Annotated in this window: 19 protein-coding genes; 10 read left to right on the forward strand and 9 right to left on the reverse strand. The window is 59.6% G+C overall.

Annotated features, from left to right (window positions below):
* Window positions 1-33: 33 nt before the first annotated feature.
* The 5 genes from D8U71_RS14965 to rfaH form a co-directional block, all read right to left on the reverse strand.
* Window positions 34-1,425 carry an undecaprenyl-phosphate glucose phosphotransferase gene (locus D8U71_RS14965; RefSeq protein ID WP_016770560.1) on the reverse strand — a complete coding sequence of 464 codons (1,392 nt, stop codon included), beginning with the start codon at window positions 1,423-1,425 and terminating at the stop codon, window positions 34-36.
* Window positions 1,426-1,491: 66 nt separating this feature from the next.
* Complete coding sequence (locus tag D8U71_RS14970) at window positions 1,492-3,801, reverse strand: GNVR domain-containing protein (RefSeq protein ID WP_130888103.1); 2,310 nt, start codon at window positions 3,799-3,801, stop codon at window positions 1,492-1,494.
* A 2-nt stretch (window positions 3,802-3,803) separates the two neighbouring features.
* The gene (locus tag D8U71_RS14975) at window positions 3,804-4,337 is read right to left on the reverse strand and encodes a polysaccharide biosynthesis/export family protein (protein ID WP_071172312.1); all 534 of its coding nucleotides are present in this window, start codon (window positions 4,335-4,337) and stop codon (window positions 3,804-3,806) included.
* Window positions 4,338-4,349: 12 nt separating this feature from the next.
* Window positions 4,350-5,510: an outer membrane beta-barrel protein gene (locus D8U71_RS14980; RefSeq protein ID WP_130888104.1), complete on the reverse strand. Its 1,161-nt coding sequence runs from the start codon at window positions 5,508-5,510 to the stop codon at window positions 4,350-4,352.
* 51 nt (window positions 5,511-5,561) lie between these two features.
* The gene (gene rfaH / locus D8U71_RS14985; RefSeq protein ID WP_110599474.1) at window positions 5,562-6,080 is read right to left on the reverse strand and encodes a transcription/translation regulatory transformer protein RfaH; all 519 of its coding nucleotides are present in this window, start codon (window positions 6,078-6,080) and stop codon (window positions 5,562-5,564) included.
* Between the two features lie 682 nt (window positions 6,081-6,762).
* Here rfaH and D8U71_RS14990 point away from each other — a divergent pair.
* A complete protein-coding gene (locus D8U71_RS14990; RefSeq protein ID WP_125926772.1) occupies window positions 6,763-7,737 on the forward strand; it encodes an NAD-dependent epimerase in 975 nt (324 codons plus the stop codon).
* Between the two features lies 1 nt (window position 7,738).
* Here D8U71_RS14990 and D8U71_RS14995 read toward each other — a convergent pair whose 3' ends face one another.
* Window positions 7,739-7,948: a hypothetical protein gene (locus D8U71_RS14995; RefSeq protein WP_016770585.1), complete on the reverse strand. Its 210-nt coding sequence runs from the start codon at window positions 7,946-7,948 to the stop codon at window positions 7,739-7,741.
* Between the two features lie 94 nt (window positions 7,949-8,042).
* Window positions 8,043-8,969 (reverse strand): alpha/beta hydrolase, encoded by a 927-nt coding sequence (locus tag D8U71_RS15000; RefSeq protein ID WP_177434914.1) that lies wholly within the window; start codon window positions 8,967-8,969, stop codon window positions 8,043-8,045.
* A 118-nt stretch (window positions 8,970-9,087) separates the two neighbouring features.
* On the opposite strand from D8U71_RS15000, the gene D8U71_RS15005 reads away from it, so the two are divergent.
* From D8U71_RS15005 to D8U71_RS15045, 9 genes are all read left to right on the forward strand, one after another.
* Window positions 9,088-9,993: a LysR family transcriptional regulator gene (locus D8U71_RS15005; protein WP_125926771.1), complete on the forward strand. Its 906-nt coding sequence runs from the start codon at window positions 9,088-9,090 to the stop codon at window positions 9,991-9,993.
* Window positions 9,994-10,195: 202 nt separating this feature from the next.
* Window positions 10,196-11,443: an ABC transporter substrate-binding protein gene (locus tag D8U71_RS15010; protein ID WP_130888105.1), complete on the forward strand. Its 1,248-nt coding sequence runs from the start codon at window positions 10,196-10,198 to the stop codon at window positions 11,441-11,443.
* 77 nt (window positions 11,444-11,520) lie between these two features.
* Complete coding sequence (locus tag D8U71_RS15015) at window positions 11,521-12,396, forward strand: branched-chain amino acid ABC transporter permease (protein ID WP_122507239.1); 876 nt, start codon at window positions 11,521-11,523, stop codon at window positions 12,394-12,396.
* An 11-nt stretch (window positions 12,397-12,407) separates the two neighbouring features.
* Window positions 12,408-14,189 (forward strand): branched-chain amino acid ABC transporter ATP-binding protein/permease, encoded by a 1,782-nt coding sequence (locus tag D8U71_RS15020; protein WP_206663209.1) that lies wholly within the window; start codon window positions 12,408-12,410, stop codon window positions 14,187-14,189.
* Window positions 14,182-14,886 carry an ABC transporter ATP-binding protein gene (locus D8U71_RS15025; RefSeq protein ID WP_016774571.1) on the forward strand — a complete coding sequence of 235 codons (705 nt, stop codon included), beginning with the start codon at window positions 14,182-14,184 and terminating at the stop codon, window positions 14,884-14,886. The genes D8U71_RS15020 and D8U71_RS15025 overlap by 8 nt, the downstream gene beginning before the upstream one ends.
* Before the next feature lie 33 nt (window positions 14,887-14,919).
* Window positions 14,920-15,690, forward strand: coding sequence for an SDR family NAD(P)-dependent oxidoreductase (locus D8U71_RS15030; RefSeq protein WP_130888107.1), 771 nt, complete (start codon window positions 14,920-14,922; stop codon window positions 15,688-15,690).
* Between the two features lie 24 nt (window positions 15,691-15,714).
* Complete coding sequence (locus tag D8U71_RS15035; RefSeq protein ID WP_016774573.1) at window positions 15,715-16,839, forward strand: glycerol dehydrogenase; 1,125 nt, start codon at window positions 15,715-15,717, stop codon at window positions 16,837-16,839.
* Between the two features lie 130 nt (window positions 16,840-16,969).
* Window positions 16,970-17,506, forward strand: a complete 537-nt coding sequence (locus D8U71_RS15040) for a 2,4'-dihydroxyacetophenone dioxygenase family protein (RefSeq protein ID WP_016774574.1) — start codon at window positions 16,970-16,972, stop codon at window positions 17,504-17,506.
* A gap of 87 nt (window positions 17,507-17,593) precedes the next feature.
* Window positions 17,594-18,508 carry a LysR family transcriptional regulator gene (locus D8U71_RS15045; RefSeq protein ID WP_071172325.1) on the forward strand — a complete coding sequence of 305 codons (915 nt, stop codon included), beginning with the start codon at window positions 17,594-17,596 and terminating at the stop codon, window positions 18,506-18,508.
* Between the two features lie 21 nt (window positions 18,509-18,529).
* Here the strand turns inward: D8U71_RS15045 and D8U71_RS15050 are convergent, their stop codons facing one another.
* Together D8U71_RS15050 and D8U71_RS15055 are read right to left on the reverse strand one after the other, a co-directional pair.
* Window positions 18,530-18,892 carry a response regulator gene (locus D8U71_RS15050; protein WP_071172326.1) on the reverse strand — a complete coding sequence of 121 codons (363 nt, stop codon included), beginning with the start codon at window positions 18,890-18,892 and terminating at the stop codon, window positions 18,530-18,532.
* Window positions 18,893-18,915: 23 nt separating this feature from the next.
* A complete protein-coding gene (locus D8U71_RS15055; RefSeq protein WP_016774586.1) occupies window positions 18,916-20,355 on the reverse strand; it encodes an ATPase domain-containing protein in 1,440 nt (479 codons plus the stop codon).
* Window positions 20,356-20,438 lie beyond the last annotated feature (83 nt).

Below are 20,438 nucleotides of genomic sequence, written 5' to 3' on the forward strand. Positions count from 1 at the left end.
GCGTGGCGGGGTGGGCCAGAGCGCTGGCCGCTGTCAGTAGATGTTTTTCGAGAACAGGGTGAAGGGCGTCTTCAGCAGGATCTTGATGTCCAGCCACAGCGACCATTGATTGATGTAATTGAGGTCCTGGGCGACCCGGCGCTGCATCTTTTCCACGGTCTCGGTTTCGCCGCGATGCCCGGTGATCTGTGCCAGCCCGGTGATGCCAGGCTTGAGCCGATGCCGCGCCATGTAGGCGCGCACCTTGCCGGTGTAATAGATGTTGTGAGTGACTGCGTGCGGGCGCGGGCCGACCAGCGCCATGTGGCCGAACAGCACGTTGAATAGCTGCGGCAGCTCATCGATCGAGCTGCGTCGCAGAAAGCGTCCCAGCGGTGTGACGCGGTCGTCGTCGCGGGTGGCCTGACGCACTTGCTGATCGTCGTGCACGCGCATTGAGCGGAATTTCCACACGCGGATCACTTCGCCGTCGCAGCCATGGCGGTTCTGCTTGAACAGCACCGGCCCCGGCGACGTCAGCTTGACCGCAATGGCCACGCCGAGCAGCAGCGGGCTGAGCAGAATCAGCGCCACCGCGGCGACGCTGCGTTCGAACAGGTCCTTGCAGAACAGGCTGCCGGGGTGCGAAGTGAGCAGGCTTTCGTTGAGATAGATCGCCGGCATCCGCTCGATCTCGGAGATCGAATGATTGAGCAGGACCATGCTGCCCAGATCCGGAATCCACACCACGTCGACGTTCATGTCGAGCAGGTTGATGTACAGCGCTTCGATGGTCGCTGCCTCGGCCATCGGCAGCACGATGTAGACGCGCCGCGCCTGCAAGCGTGTGATGATTTCGCGAATGTCCTCGACCTCACCGAGCAGCGGCAGGATGCTCGGCGCCGGGCCGCTGTCGGCTTTCGCCGCGACAAAACCGAGCAGCAGCGCACGATCCGGGTCGAGCAGTTTGCGCGCCAGTTCATGGGCGGTCGGGCAGGTGCCGATGATCACCGCGCGTCGCTCGTTGCTGATCATCTTGGTGTACATGCGCACGAACAGATGCAGCGGCAGAAACGTCGCCGCCTGGGCGAGAAAACCGACCACGGCCCAGACAATCACCACTTGCCGCGAGAACAACGCGCTTGTCTGGGTGACGAAGGCGATGCTCATCAGCAGCCCGAGCAGAATCAGCCAACCGGCGAGCAAACGTCCGAGCCCGACCAGCAGACCATGGCGCTTGTGGTAGACCTGCACCAGGCCGTAGACCGGCATTGAGCCAAGCACGGTGAGGATGATCAGCAAGCGGTACTCACTGGGCAACTCGCCGATGCGCCAGTGCACCAGCACGATCAGCAACAGGTTGACCAGGGTCATTGCGCACAGCCATTGCACCCAGAAGGTGAGGCCGCGACGGTGTGCCATTTGCGCGGAATATTGCGAGGTCATCGGCGCGATCTCCGATTCGTCGAACAGGGAAGGATTTGCTGTTGCCGGGCGGCACGGCCCGAAGGATCAGCGCGGGGCGAAGTCGTAGTCGTAGAAGGAACGGGAATGGCCATGGCCGTACTTGCGCGCCTTGCGCAGATCGACCTGATTGAGCACCACGCCGAACACCGGCGCCTGGCTCTGCTGCAACACGGCAATGCTCTTGCGCACCTGGCCCACCGGCGTGCTCTGCGCCTTGACCACGTAGATCACCGCATCGGAATGCTGCGCCAGCAACAGTGCGTCACTGACGATCTCCGCCGGCGGCGAATCGATGATGATGTGCCGGTAGCGCGACTTGAGAATCTGCAACAGCCGGCCGAGGCGCGGTGAGCTGAGTAAATCCTGCGCCGGCGCCACGGCATTGCTCGAACTGCTCGAGGCTTTCAAACGCGGTGCCTCGAACGGGTCCAGCGCCGATGGCGACAGGCAGCCGGCCGGGAGCATGTCGAGATTGCCGACGCTGCGGATGCAGTCTTCCAGCCGCGCGCTGCCGGCCATGAGGTTAGCGAGGCCGGGGCTCTGCGGCGGAAAATCGAAGTTCAGCGACAGCGTCGGCTGCCGCATGTCGGCATCGATCAGCAGCACCCGTTCCAGCGGCGCCAGCGACGAAGCGAGATTGTTGGCGATAGTGCTCTTGCCTTCGCCGGACACCGAAGACGTGACCAGCACCACCTGCGCTGGGCGTTCGTTGTTTTGCAGCATCAGCCAAGTGCGCAGGTTACGGATGGTTTCGCAGAAACGCGGGTGGTCGTTGTCCTCGAACAGCCGCGCCAACTGCCGCCGGCTCTTTTTCATCACCAGCGGCACGACGCTGAGCAGCGGCACATTGAGCAGACTCTCGACGGTGTCGTCGGTCTTGAACGTGTTGCTCAGGGTATCGAAGAGGAAGGCGAGGGCGATGCCGACGATCGCTGCGACCAGCGCGACAATTGCGAGAATCAGGTTCTTGCGCGGTTTGCTCGCTTCCAGCGGTGCGATCGCCGGGTCGACGATGCGCGCCTTGGCCGAATCCATGTCCGAGGTGGCGGCGGTTTCCTTGAGGCGGGTGACGAAGGTTTCGTAGAGCGCTCGGGTGCTGTCGACTTCACGCTGGAATTCGCGCAGCTGGAATTCCTTGCGCGAAATGTCCTGAATCTGCGCCTTGTTGCTGTTGAAGGATTTGCGGAGGGCGTCTTCGCTGGCCACTGCCAGTTGATACTGGCGCTCGATACCGGCAACCACTTGCTGCACTTGCAGGCGCAGGCTGTTGGCCGCCGTACGTTGTTCGGATCGGGCGGAGATCAGCGCCGGGTGTTTCGGCCCGTAGCGGCCCGACAACTCTTCGACTTTTGCCTGGGCCTTCGCCAGATCGGCCTGGAACTGCTGAATCAGCGGATTGCTCAGCACTGCCGGCACGCTGGACAAACGACTGATGTCGCCGTTGCTCAAGGCTTGCGCCTGACGGAACTGGCTCTCCGCTTCGGCACGGTCGCGGCGCGCATCGATCATGCGGTTGCCGGTCATCTGCAGCTCGTTGGCACTGATGGTGGCGACACCGTCGACATCGACCAGACCCTGTTCCTCGCGGTAGGCCTGCAACTTGTTTTCGGCGACGCGCAGGTTGTCGCGCAACTCGACCAGGCGGGTGTTCATCCAGCTGGTGTTGTTTTGCGAAGACTTGAGGCTGGTGTCCTGCTGGCTGTCGATAAAACCCTGGGCGAGGGCGTTGGCCACCGCCGCAGCGAGTGCCGGGTCGGGCAGTTCGACCTCGATCTCCAGCAACTGACTCTTGCCGACAAACTTGACGCTGGTATGCAGCATCAGGTTTTGCGTGACGTCGTTGAACACTTGTTCTTCGGTCGCTGGCGGCTTCGGCGGCGGCAGCAGATCCAGCCACGGCAGCCACTGGTCGCGATTGAGCTCCGCCAGCCATTGGCGCGGGGTGAACCAACTCTGCGCCTGCTGGCGTGGATCGGTGATCGGATTGGTAGTCAGGCCGAGTTTGCGCACGGCGCGCTCGGCCAGATCCCGCGATTGCAGCAACGCCTGCTGGGTCTGCAAGTAATCAGTGGTGGTGGCGCCGCCGGATTCGGCGGCTTGCTGAAAACTCAACACCGGCGGCGTCTTGTCCTTGATCAGCAACGTGGCACTGCCGACGTACTGCGGCGTGATGAACGACAGCGACGCCACGGCCAGCGCGCAACTGAGCAGCACCAGCCAGGCGATGTTCCACTTCGCCGACCAGATCACCCGCCACAGGTGCAGCAGATCAAGGGTGTCCGACTCATCGGCCGTTTTTGTTTGCGAGTGGGCCTGGAGCGGACGTTCGAGGTAGGTGCTTGGGCTGTTGTCCATGATCAGAAAAAGCCTTGTGCAATGGAAATGGTGTCGCCGGGGGCGATGACGGTGGTGCGCGAGATGTTCTCGGTGACCGGCGGGCCACCACTGCCGCGCAAAATCGTCACGCGTTTCATTGAGGCGCGTTCGGTCAGGCCGCCACCCAGGGCGATGGCTTTTTCCAGGGTCAGCCCGGGCTGGAAGGGATAACTGCCGGGCTTCTGCACCTCGCCGTTGATGTAGAACGGGCGGTATTCGATCTGGCTGAGGCTGACTTTCGGATCGACCAGATAGCCTTGCCTGAGGCCATCGACGATTTTTTGTTCGACCTGATTGGGCGTCAGGCCCTTGGCGACGATTTCGCCGAGAAACGGGTAGGAGAAGGTGCCGGCATCGTTGAGGCGGATCTTCTTGAAGCTCAGTTCCGGCTCGCCGAACACGATGATGCGCAAGACATCGCCAGCGGCCAGGCGGTAATTGGTGTCGGTGTCCGCGGCCTCGACCGTGGGCACTGTCCAGAGCAGCAACAACAATAAAATCAGGCGCGTATGCATGGCCCAACCCTCCTACAGACTGACGTCGAACGTGATCTGGAAAACATTGCGGGTGAAGCTTTCGTTGTCGGCATCGGAGTCGTTATCGCGGTGGCGGTAGGCGACTTCGACGTCCAGCCAGCGGCGCATTGCGTAATTCACGCCGAGTTTGTAGTCCTGCAAATCGTCGCTACGGTCCTGGCCTTCGTAGACGTAATGGCCCATGCCGACTTCGGCAACGCTGGTGATGCGTTCGGTCCAGCCGTGACGCCAACCGATCTGGGTGAAGGTGGCTTTCACCGCGTCGGAGCCGTCGTCGCCCTCGGCCATGGCCTGGCGGGCGAGAAAGGTGAAGGTCGAGTAGGTGCGCGGTTTCCACGCCAGATCCACTTGCCAGGTCGGGTTGCTCAGGTCGTCGGAACCGCTCTGGTCGAAATTCTTGCGCTCGTAACCGACGCGCAATTTGCCGGTGGTTTTCGCCGTCATGTCCCACTCGGCACCGGCCAGCACTGCGTCGGAGCGACTGCTGCGCGGGCTGTTCGATTGCAGGTAGTCGAAGCGGGTGTGGTCGTATTCGAGCAAGCCACGGGTCTTGCTGCCGAGGCGGTGATACCAGGTGCTGGTCAGATTGCTGGTGTTGCGCTCCTTGTCATCGTTGATGCCGTCGGCGTTGTCGTAGCGCAGTTGTGCGTAGCTGGCGCCGAGGTCGATCTGGTTCAGCGCACTGCGCGCACCGAAGGTGTACACGCCGCCGACGCGCTGACTCTCGATCTTGTCGTTGATGCCGTCGACGGCGGTCGAGGTGGTGCGCTCGTATTTGCGCGCCTCGGCTTCGAGTTTCAGCCGATGCCGGTCGGTGAACTCCATGATGCTGTCAGCGCGCAGACGCTGGGCGGTGTTCGAAGCGTCCGAGGCGCTGTGATAGATGTAGCGGGTCGGTTCCCAGATCACCCGCGTGGCGCTGTTGCGGTCCTCCGCCTTGAGCTCGAAGGCCGGCGCCAGACGGGTGACCATGGTCGATTCGACATCGTGTTCGACTTCGCGAAAGTTGTCGTCGTAGCTTTCCGACAAGGCAAGGGTCGGGGTGAAATCGAAGCCGTAGACATTGATCGCTTGCGGCTCAACGCTCCAGGCAGCTTCAGGGGCACAGCAGGCGACGACTAAAACCAGGGAACAGCGAGGCTTCAGAGCCATGGATCACGCTCCTGATTAAGGGGGTCGGGGTCAGGGCGAAGCGGATCCGGACTATTGTCGCTGGCGTTCGAGGTAACTCAGCGGGACGCTGACGTGCTGTTGGCGGTTGAGAAAATTGAGCAGGATCATCACGCGCTCATCGCCCTGCATGGACAGGAACACGCCTTCGAGCGGGGACAGTGGGCCCTGGACGATTTGCAGAGGTTCGCCGGGCTTGAGTGTCGGTTCGGCAGGAAAACCGAGCGACTCCTGGCTGCGTTCGCGCAGTTGCGCAATCACGTCTTCGTCGACCCGGGCGGGCACATGGTTGAATTCGACGATGCGGCTGACACCGCGGGTCGAGCGAATCGGTGCCCAGTTATCGTCTCGGCTCAGTTCAATGAACACGTAGCCGGGGAACAGCGATTCCAGTGTTCGTTGGCGTTTGCCACGAATACTTCGCTCGCTCATCAGCTGCGGCCGAAAGGTCGAATAGTTCTGTTGCTGCAGATTGAGTTGTGCCCGTTCATCCTGGCGGGGCTTGCACTGCAATAAATACCAGTTAGAACCGTTGCGGCAAACCGTTAGCATGCTGGAGTACTCCATACATAGCGATCGTGTAAGCAGGGCGGCCGATAACGTGGGAAGAGCCGCCAAGCTTGCTAGTAGGTAGTAGGCTGATCAAGGCAAAGTGCCGAGCCAGATGCATCAATGTTTATTGGCAGAAGAAGTGTTTCAAAAATGAATCAACTTGATTGGGTTGTTGTTATATCCATGGCCGTCTTGGCTATAACGAGTCCGCGCTTTTGTTTGAGCAAAGCTACCGCACGGTTCGCAGTTGCGACCTTCAGGATCCAATTACATAAATAGCCGGAGAGCAGAAAAGTACGCGTCGGCGCGAGCTCATCGGGCAGTGATTAGTTATCGGCCAGTCTTTGCAAGCTGTCAATTGCTAACAGTCAAAAACATTACCTTTCATCCGCTGATGATGGCCATCTCACGTAAGTCATTGTTTGGTCAGGGCGGATTTTATTCGTCGGGTTTTTTAAACTTTTCGAAGTTGTTGTAGTCACGCGGGTTAGATGGCGCGCGTGATAGCAAATTAGTTTCAATCTTACATGTTTCGGTTCGTAAGAAGTTTTGATTTTAGATGCCTCGCGTCGGATGCTGCTGGCCCGGGTAACTAAGGTCGTCTATGAATAGTTACGGTCGTTCGCGGGTAAATGTTCGTGCTGCATATTTCTTGAAGTCAAACCGGTGAGCCGAGGCAATCATGAGTGTTCTGGTAACGGGTGCCGCAGGTTTTATCGGTTATCACACGGTCATGCGTTTATGTCGCGAAGGGCTAGAGGTTGTGGGTATCGACAATCTCAATCCTTATTACGACGTCAAACTCAAACAGGCGCGTTTGCAGAGATTGCAGACGCTGGTCAATTTTACGTTCCAGCGGCTGGACATTGTCGATCAGAGCGCTTTGACCGCGTTGTTCGAACACGGCCACTACAAACAGGTCATTCACCTCGCTGCGCAGGCCGGAGTGCGCTACTCGCTGGACAATCCTGATGCCTATGCGCAGTCGAATCTGGTCGGGTTTCTCAACGTTCTGGAAGCGTGCCGTCGTTACCCTCCAGAGCACTTGATCTATGCATCGAGCAGTTCGGTGTATGGCGCCAATACCAAGATGCCGTTTGCAGAAGACGATCCGGTCGATCAACCGGTTTCGTTGTACGCCGCGAGCAAACGCGCCAACGAACTGATCGCGCACAGTTACTGCCATCTCTACGGCTTGCAAGCCACCGGCCTGCGCTTCTTTACCGTGTACGGCCCGTGGGGTCGACCGGACATGGCGCTGTTCAAATTCACCGAAGCGATGCTCAACGGGCGCGCCATCGACCTCTACAACCAAGGCGAAATGGCGCGCGACTTCACCTTTATCGACGACATCGTCGAAGCGATTTTCCGACTGCTCGACAAACCGCCCGCAATCAGCGCCGAGCGCGGCACCAATCGCCTGTTCAATATCGGTCGCGGCAGTCCAGTAGCGCTGATGAGCTTCGTCGAATGCCTGGAGCAGGCACTGGGCATCAAGGCTCAGCGCCGTTATTTGCCGATGCAGGAGGGCGACGTGCTGAAGACCTGGGCCGACGTATCGGCGCTGGCACGCTGCATCGACTTCAGCCCGCAGGTGCCGATCGAGCAGGGCGTGCAAGCGTTCGTGCAGTGGTATCGCGAGTTTTATCAGGTCTGATTCAGTGCAGGGTGACGGCCCTGCGACTTTCCCCGATGCGGATCCGGTCGAGGGCGCGGTTCAACGCATCCAGTGCATCGAGCAGCGCCTTGGCCTCGGCTTCACGCCCGACGCCCCACAGGCGTTCGGCCATTTTGTTCAAGGCCAGAATGGCGCGTTCGATGTCGGCTGCACTGGCGGTGTTCTCAGGGGGTGGTGGTTTTTTCGGCATTCACGGTTCCTCGTCGGTCGGCAAACCACCATACCGCCAAGGCGCCGAGCTATACAGCCAGAAGTGTCGCCGATCAGCAGCGAATGCTATCTGATCAGCAAGCCGCCCCAATCAACCCCGCCTCGATAAACCGCACCGAACTCTCCAGCGCCTGCTGCCCCTCGGCCAGCATGCCTGCGTAGAAATGCCAGGCGTGAAACATGCCGGGCCACACTTCAAGATTGACCCGGACGCGGTTGTCCGCCAGGTGATTGGCCAGACGCAAGGCGTCACTGAGCATCAGTTCGTTTTCGCCGATCTGTACCAGAATCGGTGGCAGTCCGGTGACGTCGGCGAACACCGGCGACGCCAGCGGATGGTTGGCCAAGGTGTCGCCGAGAAAGGCTCGCGCGAGGATATCCAGCACGGGCTTGGAGTTTAGCGGGTCAAGGCCTTCACGATTGCTCATGGAGGCGCCGGTGTGTTCGAGGTTGGCCCATGGCGAGATGGACGAACCCACTGCGGGCAAGGGCAAGCCTTTGGATTTTGCCGCGACCATCACGCTGACCACCATCGCGCCACCCGCCGACTCGCCTGCGAAGGCAATCTTGCTGGCGGCGATGTTCTGCTCAAGCAACCACTCATAGGCGCGCAAAGTGTCATCGATGGGGGCGGGGAACTGATGCTCGGGTGCGAGGCGGTAATCCGGCATGTACACCCGCGCGCCAAGCATTTTTGCGTAGTTGCCGCCGATGCCGTGGTAGCCGTCAGGTCGACCGACGATGTAGGCGCCGCCGTGGATGTACATCAGCACCGCGTCGGTCTTGAGTTCATCCGGAGTCACCAGCGTAGCGGGCACGCCGCCCATGTCGACTGCTTCAAACCTCACGCCAGCCGGTGGTTGATTCTGCCCTAGCATTTTTGCGTAGGCATCGCGGATGTCGCTCATCTTAGTGGTGGTATCGATACCCTTCAGCACGGGCACCAGATCGCTGAGGCTGTTGGCCCAGGTTTGTACAGCTGCTTTTACTTCAATGTTCATATGACCTCGATCAGACGTTAGTGATGGCTTAACTAATCGAAATGGTATGCTCATGATTGGGGAATAGGGTTCCCCATAACCGGTGCCAAGCCGCCTGAATGCCAAACCCGGAGGCCACATGGAACTGCATAACCTGAACGACATCGCCGCCTTCGTCGCCTCGGTGGATACTGGAAGTTTTACGGCGGCGGCCAGGCAACTCGGGCTGACCCGCTCGGCCGTCGGTAAATCGATCGTGCGGCTCGAATCGCGTCTGCAGGTCCGTCTGCTCAACCGCACCACCCGCAGCCTGAGCCTGACCGACGATGGTCGGGTGCTGTATGAGCGATGTGTGGGCATCTTGCAGGATCTGGACGAGGTCGAAGAAGCTTTGGCGTTCCGCCGTTCGACGCCCAGCGGCCGCTTGCGCATGAGCCTGCCGGTAGCACTGGGCCGGCTGCACGTTGTGCAGCACATCGAGCGCTGTCTGAGAGACTGGCCGTCGCTCGCCATCGACGCGACGTTTTCCGATCGGCTGGTCGACCTGATCGACGAGGGTTTCGATCTGGCGATTCGCATCGGTCCGCCCAAGGAAGACTCCGGGCTACTCACGCGCACGGTGGCTTACCAGCAAATGATCACCTGTGCCTCGCCCGATTATCTGAATGAACATCCGGCACCGCAGACACCCGAAGATCTGGCCGGGCATGCGTGCCTGCACTTCGTCAGCGGCGGCCGATTGCTGGCGTGGAATTTTCGCGTCAATGGTCAGCCTGTGCCGGTCATTCATGCCGGACGGCTGCAAATGGACAGCGCCGAAGCCTTGCATCAGGCGACTGCGGCAGGCCTCGGTATCGCGACGTTGCCATCCTATGTGGTCAACGATGACCTGCGCAGTGGCAAGCTCGTGCAGTTGCTCGCTGGGTACGCCGAGGCTGCCGAGCCGATCCGGGTGATTTACCCGAGCAAGCGACACCTGTCGCCGAAGATTCGGCTGTTTATCGACAGGCTGGTGGAAGCGTGGTCACCGGCGCCTTGGGACTGATCAGCCCGCCATAGGAGCTGTGCCGCAAATTCACAGCAGGTGTGCTTTTTCAGCTATATCCAGCCAATCTTGGCGAGCCGTACTCTTGCAAACAGTGGCGCAGAAACTTGCGTGTCATCGCCACTGTAATCCGACGATGTCTGTGCTCGGCACGGATCATTTGAAGGAACAATAAAAACAATATCTGCGGGAGATGAATCCAATGAGACTCGCTCAAGAGGAAGCCGTGGCCGTGGCGGCTACCACGAAAAGCTGGCTGAAAGCTGCCGGCATCCTGCTTTGCCTGTCCACCCCGGTCGCCGCGCTCGCGGACATCAGGATCGGTGCGCTTTATCCCCTGAGTGGATCCCTGGCGTTACTGGGCGACGAGAGCTTCCGTGGCCTCGAACTGGCCGTCGCCGAACGAAATGCCTCGGGCGGTTTGAAGGGCGAGCCGATCAAGTTGCTCAAGGCCGACGCAGTCGATGCGGGACAAGCGGTCGGTGCCGCGCGCCGGCTCACCTCTGTTGAGAACGTCACTGCTGTATTTGGCAGCTATTCCTCGGCGCTGTCATTTGCGGCCACGCAGGTGACGGAGATGGCGGGGGTGCCGTTTTTCGAATTGGGTGCGGTGTCCGACCACATCACTGAGCGTGATCTGAGCTACGTGATGCGCAGCAACCCGACCACCAGGAATTTTGCCGAGGGCACCATCACCGCCATCACGGACATTGTCAGCCCGTCGCTCAAGGTCGATCCGAAACAATTGAAGGTCGCGATCATCCACGAGGATGCGCTGTACGGTACAACCATCGCCGGGTTTCAGAAAAAAATCGCTCAGGAGCAAGGTCTGAATGTGGTCGAGGTACTACCGTATTCGGCCAAAGCGGTCGATCTCTCATCGCTGATCCTGCGTTTGAAAGGCGCCCAGGCGGATGTGGTATTGCAGACCAGTTATCAGAACGACACGACGCTGTTTTTCCGCCAGATCCGCGAAGCCGGTTTCAGGCCCAAAGCCGTTATCGGCGCCGGCGGCGGCTATTCCATGCAGGACACGGTCAAGGTCGTCGGCGCAGCCAATATGGAAGGCGTGCTTGATGTCGATTTCCCACAGTTCCAGACCAATGAAAACGGCGCTCCCGGTATCGGGGCGTTCGCCAAGGCATACAAGGATCGCTACGGCAGCGAACCGCGCTCGGGCCACAGCCTGATCAACTATGTCGGGGCGAAGATATTCCTCGATGCCATGGAAAACAGTACTTCGCTGGACGCCGATGCGATCCGTGCCTCGGTGGCAACCATCGATATTCCTCTCGGCGGTACGGCTGCCGGCATCGGTGCCAGGTTTGGCAAGAACGGCCAGAACCAGCGCGCCAATACGGCAATCATGCAGTGGCAGAACGGACTGCTGAAAACCGTTTACCCCCAGGCAGCCGCCGTTGCCCAAGCGCGTTTTTCCGACCAACCCTGATACCTGAACCCCGCAATCTGCTGAAGCTTGATCATTGAGCTTCACGGGTTCGTTCGCTCGCAAAGAGGGCGCCAACCGTGGAAATTTTCATCCAGCTCCTGTTGAACGGCTTATTGCTCGGTGGCACGTTGGCCATCATCAGCATCGGCCTGACTCTGATTTTCGGCATCGTGCGAGTGGTCAACTTCGCCCATGGCGAGTTTCTGATGATCGGCCTGTATGCCGTGTACTTGCTGAATTCGCACTTCGGCATCCACCCGTATATAGCGATCATTCCTGCGACGATCCTGTTGTTTGCCGCTGGTGCGGCAATGCAGCGTTTCATCATTCAGCCGTTGCTTGGCGCTGAGGGACATATCCAGATTTTCGCCACCGTGGGCGTCTCGATTGCCCTGATGAACGGCGCGTTGCTGATCTTCGGTGCCGACGTCATGACGGTGAAGAACATCAACGTCGGTACCACAACCGTCAGCTTTGGCGCCTTTCGCGTCAGCAGCGGTCAGTTGATCACTTTTGTCGCGTCGCTCGCACTGGTCGCGGGGCTGCACTGGTTTTTGCAGAACACCTTTCTCGGCCGGGCCGTCCGCGCTACTGCACAGCATCGCAACGCGGCGCAACTGATGGGTGTCAACGTCAAGAACATCTATGTGTTTGCCTTCGGCCTGGGTTGCGCCTGCCTGGGCGTCGCCTCGGGACTGATCGCTCCGCAATATCCGGTCTTTCCAACCGTTGGCACTTTCTTCGTGCTGACGGCGTTTGTGATTGTGGTGCTGGGCGGTCTGGGCAGCCTGTCCGGCGCACTGATCGGTTCAATGCTGATCGGCATCGTCGACAGTCTCGCCGGTTACTACATCGCGCCGGACCTCAAGGAGGTCGTCTATTTCACGATTTTCCTGGGCATCCTGGTGTTTCGTCCGACAGGTCTTTTCGGCGCCGGTCGCGGGTCTGAGTGAGGAAAATGGTCATGAATATTTTGCACCCGCGTGTCTATGTCAGTGCACTGGCCCTGGCGCTGTTACTGATCATTCCATTGAGCGTTGGCTCGCCGTTCGTTTATCACCTGTTCATCCTCATATGCAGTTATGCGGCACTGGCCAGTGCCTGGAACATCGTCGGCGGGTTTGCCGGCCAGCTGTCGTTGGGGCATGCCGTGTTCTATGGAGTGGGCGCTTACACGACGACGCTGTTGATGATGAAACTGGGCATCAGTCCATGGATCGGCATGTTCGCTGGCGCAATCCTGTCGTCAATTGTCGCGGTGCTGATCAGTTGGCCGTGCTTCAGGTTGCGCGGGCCGTTTTTTGCCTTGGCGACCATTGCGGTGCTGGAGGTCGTGCGTCTGGTGGCGATCAATCAGCATGACGTGACCGGTGGTGCGGCAGGGCTGGGCGTACCGCTGAAGCTCGGTTTCGAGTGGATGTTGTTCCGCCCGCGCTGGCCATACCTGCTGATTGCCTTCGCGTTTCTGCTCACCACATTGGCGGTGTCGTGGAAGATCAAGAATTCCCGACTGGGTTATTACCTGATCGCCGTGCGTGAGCGTGAAGACGCCGCCCATGCGGTGGGCGTGAACTCGGTCAAGGTCAAGCTGATCGCCGTGGTGTTGTCCGCATTTATCACCAGCCTGGTCGGCAGCTTTCACGCGATGTACCTGACCTTCATCGAACCCGGCTCGATGTTTTCTCTGGAGATGTCGATTCAGATCGCCATGTTCGCGTTGATTGGTGGACTGGGCACGGTATCGGGACCGCTGATCGGCACTTTGCTGGTGCTGCCGCTGGCTGAACTGGCACGCGGCTGGCTGGGCGATCTGGGCAGCGGTGTGCACGGTCTGGTCTATGGCATCGTGCTGGTCGCGGTGGTGCTGACTATTCCGCAAGGCGTGGTGGGGCGTTTTGGGGCCCGGATATTTGCCTGGATCGACTCATTGCCCGGCGGCCGTCGTTCGATGGCAAATACAGAAGCACCGATCGGGCCGACCTTGGCGCAAGCCCACTCGGCCACGCACGGTGAGCCGGTTCTGGTCGCAGAAAACCTGCACAAGTTCTTTGGCGGACTGCACGCCACCAACGATGTTTCGCTGAGCTTGGCCGAAGGCGAAATCGTGGGTGTGATCGGCCCGAACGGCGCCGGCAAAACTACGGTGTTCAACCAGCTCTCCGGATTTCTCCTGCCGTCCAAAGGCCAAGTGAAAGTGCGCCTGCTCAATGGCGACTGGGTCACCCCGAGCAGCCCGGCCGAGTTCGCCAGGGCAGGCATTGGCCGGACCTTTCAGATCGTCCAGCCATTCGCTGATTTGAGTGTCTGCGAAAACATCATGCTCGGTGCATTCATGCACACCGCCGACGCGAAGGAGGCGAGGGCGATCGCCGAGCAAGTCGCCGAGCTGACCGAACTCACCGCGCTGCTCGACACCCGGGCGCGCAACTTGACGGTCGGCGGCATGAAGCGCCTGGAAATGGCCCGCGCCCTGGCGACGCGCCCGCGCATCCTGCTGCTCGACGAGGTCATGGCCGGCCTCAACCCGACGGATGTTGCCAAGGCGATCGCAGTCATTCGCCGGGTGCGTGATTCGGGTGTCAGCGTGTTGATGATCGAGCACTTGATGCAAGCCACCATGAGCCTTTCTGACCGCATCGTCGTGATCAGTTCCGGCACGCTGCTGATGCAGGGCGCGCCTCATGATGTGATCAACGATCCTCAGGTGATCGAAGCCTACCTCGGCAAGGAGTACAGCCATGCTTAAACTCGACAACGTCCACAGCGGCTATGGCGGTACGGAGATTCTTCGTGGCGTGTCGTTCGAGGTCAATGCCGGTGAGGTGGTGACCATCGTCGGCGCCAACGGCGCCGGCAAAACCACGACCCTGCGCAGCTTGTGCGGCATCGTCACACCGTCCCAAGGCACGATCGAATTCGAAGGCCAGCGCATCGATGGCAATCGCCCCGATCAGATTGTCGACGCGGGCCTGACACTGATACCGGAGGGGCGCCAGTTGTTTCCCTTCATCAGCGTGCGCGACAACCTCTTGATGGGCGCTTACAAACGCAGTGCACGAGCGGGCTACAGGCAGCGTCTGGACAATATTCTCGATCTGTTTCCGAGGGTGCGCGAACGCCTTGATCAGAACGCCGGGACACTGTCGGGCGGCGAACAACAAATGGTTGCCATCGCCCGGGGCCTGATGGCCGAGCCGAAATTGTTGATGTTTGATGAGCCGTCGCTGGGCCTGTCACCGCTGCTGGTATCGCAGGTCTTCGAGATCATCGACAGGATTCTCCAGTTGGGCACCACCGTGTTGATCGTCGAGCAGAACATCGTTCATACGCTGCGCATTGCTCATCGCGGTTACGTGCTGGAGAACGGCGAGGTGGTGCTCAGCGGCACCGGCCAGGAACTGCTGGAAAACCCGCACGTCAAGCGTGCTTATCTGGGGCTCTGACCCAATCCATTCATCTGCAAGCGAGAGAAGGTCATGACTCATTCCAGACACGCCGGGCGCACCGTATTGGTCACCGGCGCCGGGGGCGGCATCGGTGCGGCGATCGCGCGGTTGTATTGCGAAGAAGGTGCAGCCGTGGCGCTGCTCGATGCCGATGCCGACAAGGTGCAACAGCAGGGCGTGGCGTTGCGTGATGCGGGTTTTGCGGTCGCGTGGGCGCAGGCTGATGTCGCGAATTTTCAAGACTGCGCTGCTGCCTGCGAGCGCTTGCAAGGTGAGCTCGGCCCCATCGATACGCTGATCAACAACGCCGGCATTTCGCCCAAACACCACGGCGCACCCGCGCCGATCTGGACCATGGCGCCGGATGAGTGGCTGCGGGTGGTCGATATCAACCTCAATGGCTCCTTCAACCTGGTGCGAGTGCTCGCGCCCGGCATGGTCGAGCGCCGGTTCGGGCGCATCGTCAATATGTCTTCGGTGGCGGGCAGCGCGTTCTTGCCGATTGTCGCAGCGCACTACAGTGCGACCAAAGCCGCAATCATCGGCTTTACCCGCCACCTGGCCGGCGAACTCGGGCCGTTCGGTATCACCGCCAATGCGCTGGCACCGGGACGAATCGAAACGCCATTGCTCAAGACCGTATCAGCCCAGGCCAATCAAGCCGTGGTCGACGAGACACCGCTGCGCAGGCTGGGTACACCGCTTGAGGTGGCAAGGGCGGCGTGTTTTCTCACGTCGAGTGAAAGCGACTTCATTACCGGCCAGGTGGTTGATGTCGCGGGCGGCTGGTTGATGCGCTGATGACTTCTTGCGAGGACGTTTGTCATGGTTAAAACAATGGGATTTCCCGGACGCTACGAGCAGGGTCCGAATGCATTGCACCAATTGGGCAGAGTGCTGAACGACATGGGCCGATCGCGGCCGCTGGTGCTTTGCGATGAGTTTGTCGCCCGGCATCTATGGCCGCAGGTTGGCGCCGCGTTGCAGGACCAGGGATGGGAGCCATTGCACATCGAGTTTCCCGGCGAGTGCACGCGCGCTGCGATTGCGCAGTTATCCGAGCAGGCATTGCTGCACGCCCCCGACACGATCATTGCGCTGGGCGGTGGCAAGACCATCGATACGGCGAAGGGGCTGGCGGCCAATCTCGACGTACCGATCATTGTCTGCCCCACGATCGCTTCAAGTGACGCGCCAACGAGTCGGCTGATCGTGCTTTATGACGAAGAGCACAAAGTGGTGGGCGTGGAGTTCCTGAAGATGAATCCCGCTGCGGTGATTGTCGATACAGAGGTCATCGTTCAGGCGCCGGCACGGTTCTTCGCGGCCGGGATCGGCGATGCCATCAGCAAGAAATTCGAAGCCCGACAGTGCTACGCCGCCGGCGGCCACAACTCTTTCGGCACACCGCCTCTGCACACGGCGTTGATGCTCACCAACCTGGTTTTCGACACGCTGATGCAGTGCGGCGTCCCGGCTTATCAGGCGGTGTGTCGTCATGAACTCACCGATGATGTCGAGCGGGTCATCGAAGGCACCGTGCTGATTAGCGGTGTCGGTTTCGAGAGCGGTGGTTTGTCACTGTCCCATGCCCTGGTTCGGGGGCTGACCGCGATACCGGCGATGGCGTCGATGCTGCACGGCGAACTGGTAGCGTTCGGCACGCTGGTGCAGATGGCGGTGGAGGCGCGACCGGTCGAAGAGATTGAACAGGTCGCGCGTCTGCTGCACGCGGTGAAGCTGCCTGTGACGTTCGCTGAGCTGGGTCAGCGCACGCCATTGACGACGGCGCAGATCACTATCCTCGTGGACGCGACCTTATCGGCGGTATACGCCAGAAACATGCAACCGCCCTTGACCTACCAGCGCCTGGTGGAAGGATTGGCGGCGGCTGACAGCCTGGGTGCGCGGCTGATCAGAGGCTGCGCGAGGCCGCCCGCGACGCTGTGATCCTGTGTCACAACAGGTATGACCAAGTAGCTGTTTTCTCCCGTACAGCGACGCCATAACCTTTCCCCCAAGCGAAATCCTGGCGCAATCAAGTGCTGTGAGTTCGTCAAGAAAACCTAGAGGCCTGACAATGAATACTCCTGTTAAACCTGATGAGCTCGCCATTGCGTACCAGTTGCCGCAAGTTCCATTCATGACGCCCGACATGGTGCATCCGGGCGTCATGACGCAGTGGCTCGAAGACGATGCGCTGTGGGTGCCGGTAACGAAATCTGTCTCCTTCAAGCCATTGCTGCTCAACACCAGCGGCGGCTACTACATCAACCTGTTGCGGGTGCGTCAGGCCGGCGTGCTGTCGCGTCACCGCCATACCGGCGGCGTGCATGCGATCGTGCTCAAGGGTCGCTGGTACTACCTGGAGCATGACTGGATCGCGGAGGAGGGGTCTTTTGCCTATGAGCCGCCCGGTGAAACGCATACCCTGTTCGTCCCCGAGGATGTGAGTGAAATGATCACCTGGTTCCACGTGCAGGGTGGCTACACTTACGTCGATCCGCAGGGCGTTGCCGTGGGTTACGAAGATGTGTTCACCAAGCTTGAAGCCGCCCGAGCGCATTACAAGACGCTGGGTTTGCCGGACGACTACATCGAACAGTTCATTCGCTGACCCGGACCCCAGGAAAAAGCGCGCTTCGGCGCGCTTTTTCATGAGCGTTGAGACAACATGCCTTCAAGCTTTTCGCCAGGACCGGCCATGGACAATTATTCGCAGCTACTCGCTTTTATCTGGTCTACCGAATGTGGAAGTTTTTCTGCTGCCGCGCGCGCCCATCACCTGACGCCATCAGCGGTCAGCAAACTGATCACCCGCCTGGAAGATCGCTTGCAGGTCCGGCTGTTCCAGCGCGGCTCGCGCGTGCTTACGCTGACCGAGGAGGGCGCCGCTTACCTGCGCAGCGCCAAAGCCGTCGTCGAAGCCATGAACGAGGCGGACTCGCTGGCCGAGGCGTTGCCCTCCAGGGTCAGTGGCACCCTGCGCATTCACACCATGACCTCTTTCGCCAAACACCAGATCGTGCCGTGGCTGCCCGAATTTCTGGATTTGTATCCCTCACTGGACGTTGAGATTCAACTCGGTGCGCAATTCGTCGATCACTTCGAGCAAGGGCTGGATATCGCCATCCACAGCGGCGTATTGCCCAGCTCATCACGCATTGCCAGACGCATCGGCGAATGTGAATGGCTGATCTGTGCCTCGCCGCAGTACCTGGCTGAACACGGCACACCAACCACACCCGCAGATTTGCTGAATCATCGTTGCTTCAATTTCAGCTTCGTCAGCCCGTGGAACAAATGGTCATTTTTGCAGGATGGAGACGGCGTCTCGGTACCGGTGACCGCCAGCGCGTCTTTTACTCAAGGCGATCTGTTGCGCGACATGGCGCTGTCAGGCGCTGGCGTGGTGAAGCTTGCGGACTTTCATATCGGGCTTGATGTAAAAGCGGGAACGCTGGTGCCGTTGCTTGAGGATTTCAAAACGGGTGTGGTCGAGCCGATCTACCTGCTTTATTCGGATCGCAAGCATTTGAGTCCACGGATACGAGTGTTCATCGAGTTTTTTCAGAACAAGTGGCGTGAGCATCCGTGGAAAACTGAAAGCTGGCTGTAAAAGACTGGCGTCAGCGACGGACTACTCCGTCGCCAACAGCCTCTTTACCTCACCCACAATCACCGCAATATCAAACGGCTTGGGCACCACCACATCAAACAGATCCGAACGCTGCATGCCGATGTGCGCTTGCGCGCCACTCATGAGAATGATCGGCAAGTGTTTGACGGACGGCTGGGCACGCACGGCTTCGGCGAATTCGAGGCCGTCCATGACTGGCATCATGAAGTCGGTAATAACCAGCGCCGGGCGTTCTCTTTCCAGCACCTCGAGCGCTTTCTTGCCGTTGCTCGCGGTCACGGTCATGAAGCCCTCATCCTCAAGCGCAAAGCCAAGAATGTCAGCAATCAGATACTCGTCGTCGACTACCAGAATGGTGGTCATGTTATTTCAACCCGCTTGAAGACTTACGAAATTGAACCAGGCAATGACTCAGCTGCGACTGAAGGTTCATTTTTCAAAGCCTTTTCCAGGAACACATCTTGATCGCGTACAACCACCTCGAACCGCGACGGGTTGTAGGAGCTATCGCGTACCTTAAGAATGGAAAGCGTCCTGCGAAGTTCAGCGTGATTCTCAAAGAAACGCATGAGGATCAGGTTGTCGACAATACTGGACAGGTCAGAGTTCGGTGCGCTGACCTCGGATCCGAACAAATCGCGCATTTCCCAAGAGGCAAAGACCGTCACGCCTCTGGACCGCAGCTCGTTCATCAATGCACTGAAAAAGTCGGTGATGCGTTCCGGTGTGGTTGACACCCGTGTCATGCCGCTCAGGCTATCGATGAACAGGCGCTTGATGCCTTTCTCATCGACCAGGCTCAGCAGGCGTGCGCCGAGGCCATCAAGCAAACCCTCCGTTGTTGGCTGCCAGGCAATGCTCAATGCGCCGCTGTGTTCCATGTGTTCAATATCGATGCCCAGCGAACGGCCTTTCAGGCGCAGGCGCTGCGGGCTTTCATAAAAACCGAAATGCAGTCCAGGCGCTTCGGCCGTAGATTGCGCGAGAAACTTCAGGCCCAGCGTGGTTTTGCCGATGCCGGAAGGACCCATGACCAGCGTCACGCTGGAGCTGTGCAAGCCGCCACCGAAGATCTCATCGAGCGACGCAATGCCGCTTGGAATGCGCGTCATGTCCGCGCTGTCAGGGGCGGAAGGGCGCTTGTAGAGACTTTCGAGGCGCGGGTAGACGACCAGGCCGTTATCGGTGATTTCACATTCGTGAAGACCGGTCAACGCGCCGCTGCCGCGAGTCTTGCGCAAATGAATGCGGCGCACCGAACGGGTACCGAACAGCTCTTCGCCCATTTCGATGACGCCGTCGACCATCGTATGCTCGGGGCTGCCGTCGTCCAGGCGCGAGCTGGTCAGGAACAGCACGGTGCAACCGGCAAATGCGGCATGGCCTTGCAGTTCGGAAATGAATTTTTTCGTGTCGATCGGCGAGTCGGCTTTGGAGCGTGCATTGAGCAGGCCGTCGACGACCATGACGGTCGCCTTCTGGCGGGTGATTTCGCGTCGCAGCAGCTTTACGACTTCATCGAGGCCTTCGTTTTCCAGCGTATCGAATGCGCTGACAAACTGAATTTCGGCGCCGACTCGCGAGGCGTCGAAGAAACTCATGGTCGACAGGAACTGGAACAGGCGGTCGTGGGACTCGGCCAGCAACGTGGCGACCAGCACACGACCGCCATTACGGGCATGGTGAAACCCTAGCTGGTTGGCAAGGATGGTCTTGCCGGAGCCCGGGCGACCTTGAATGATGTATGAGGCGCCGGCGACAAAGCCCCCCTGAAGCAGCGCGTCGAGCCCTTCGATCCCGCTTTGAAGGCGTTTTAGCTTTTCCACAATGCGACCCTGATCTGAATAAACAGGCTTGTTCAGCCGAATGGGTGAAATGCTAACGCCATTTCCGGTTGAGGGCCATAAAG

The organism is Pseudomonas sp. Sample_21 (assembly GCF_004307525.1).
Classification (GTDB): Bacteria; Pseudomonadota; Gammaproteobacteria; order Pseudomonadales; family Pseudomonadaceae; genus Aquipseudomonas; species Aquipseudomonas atacamensis.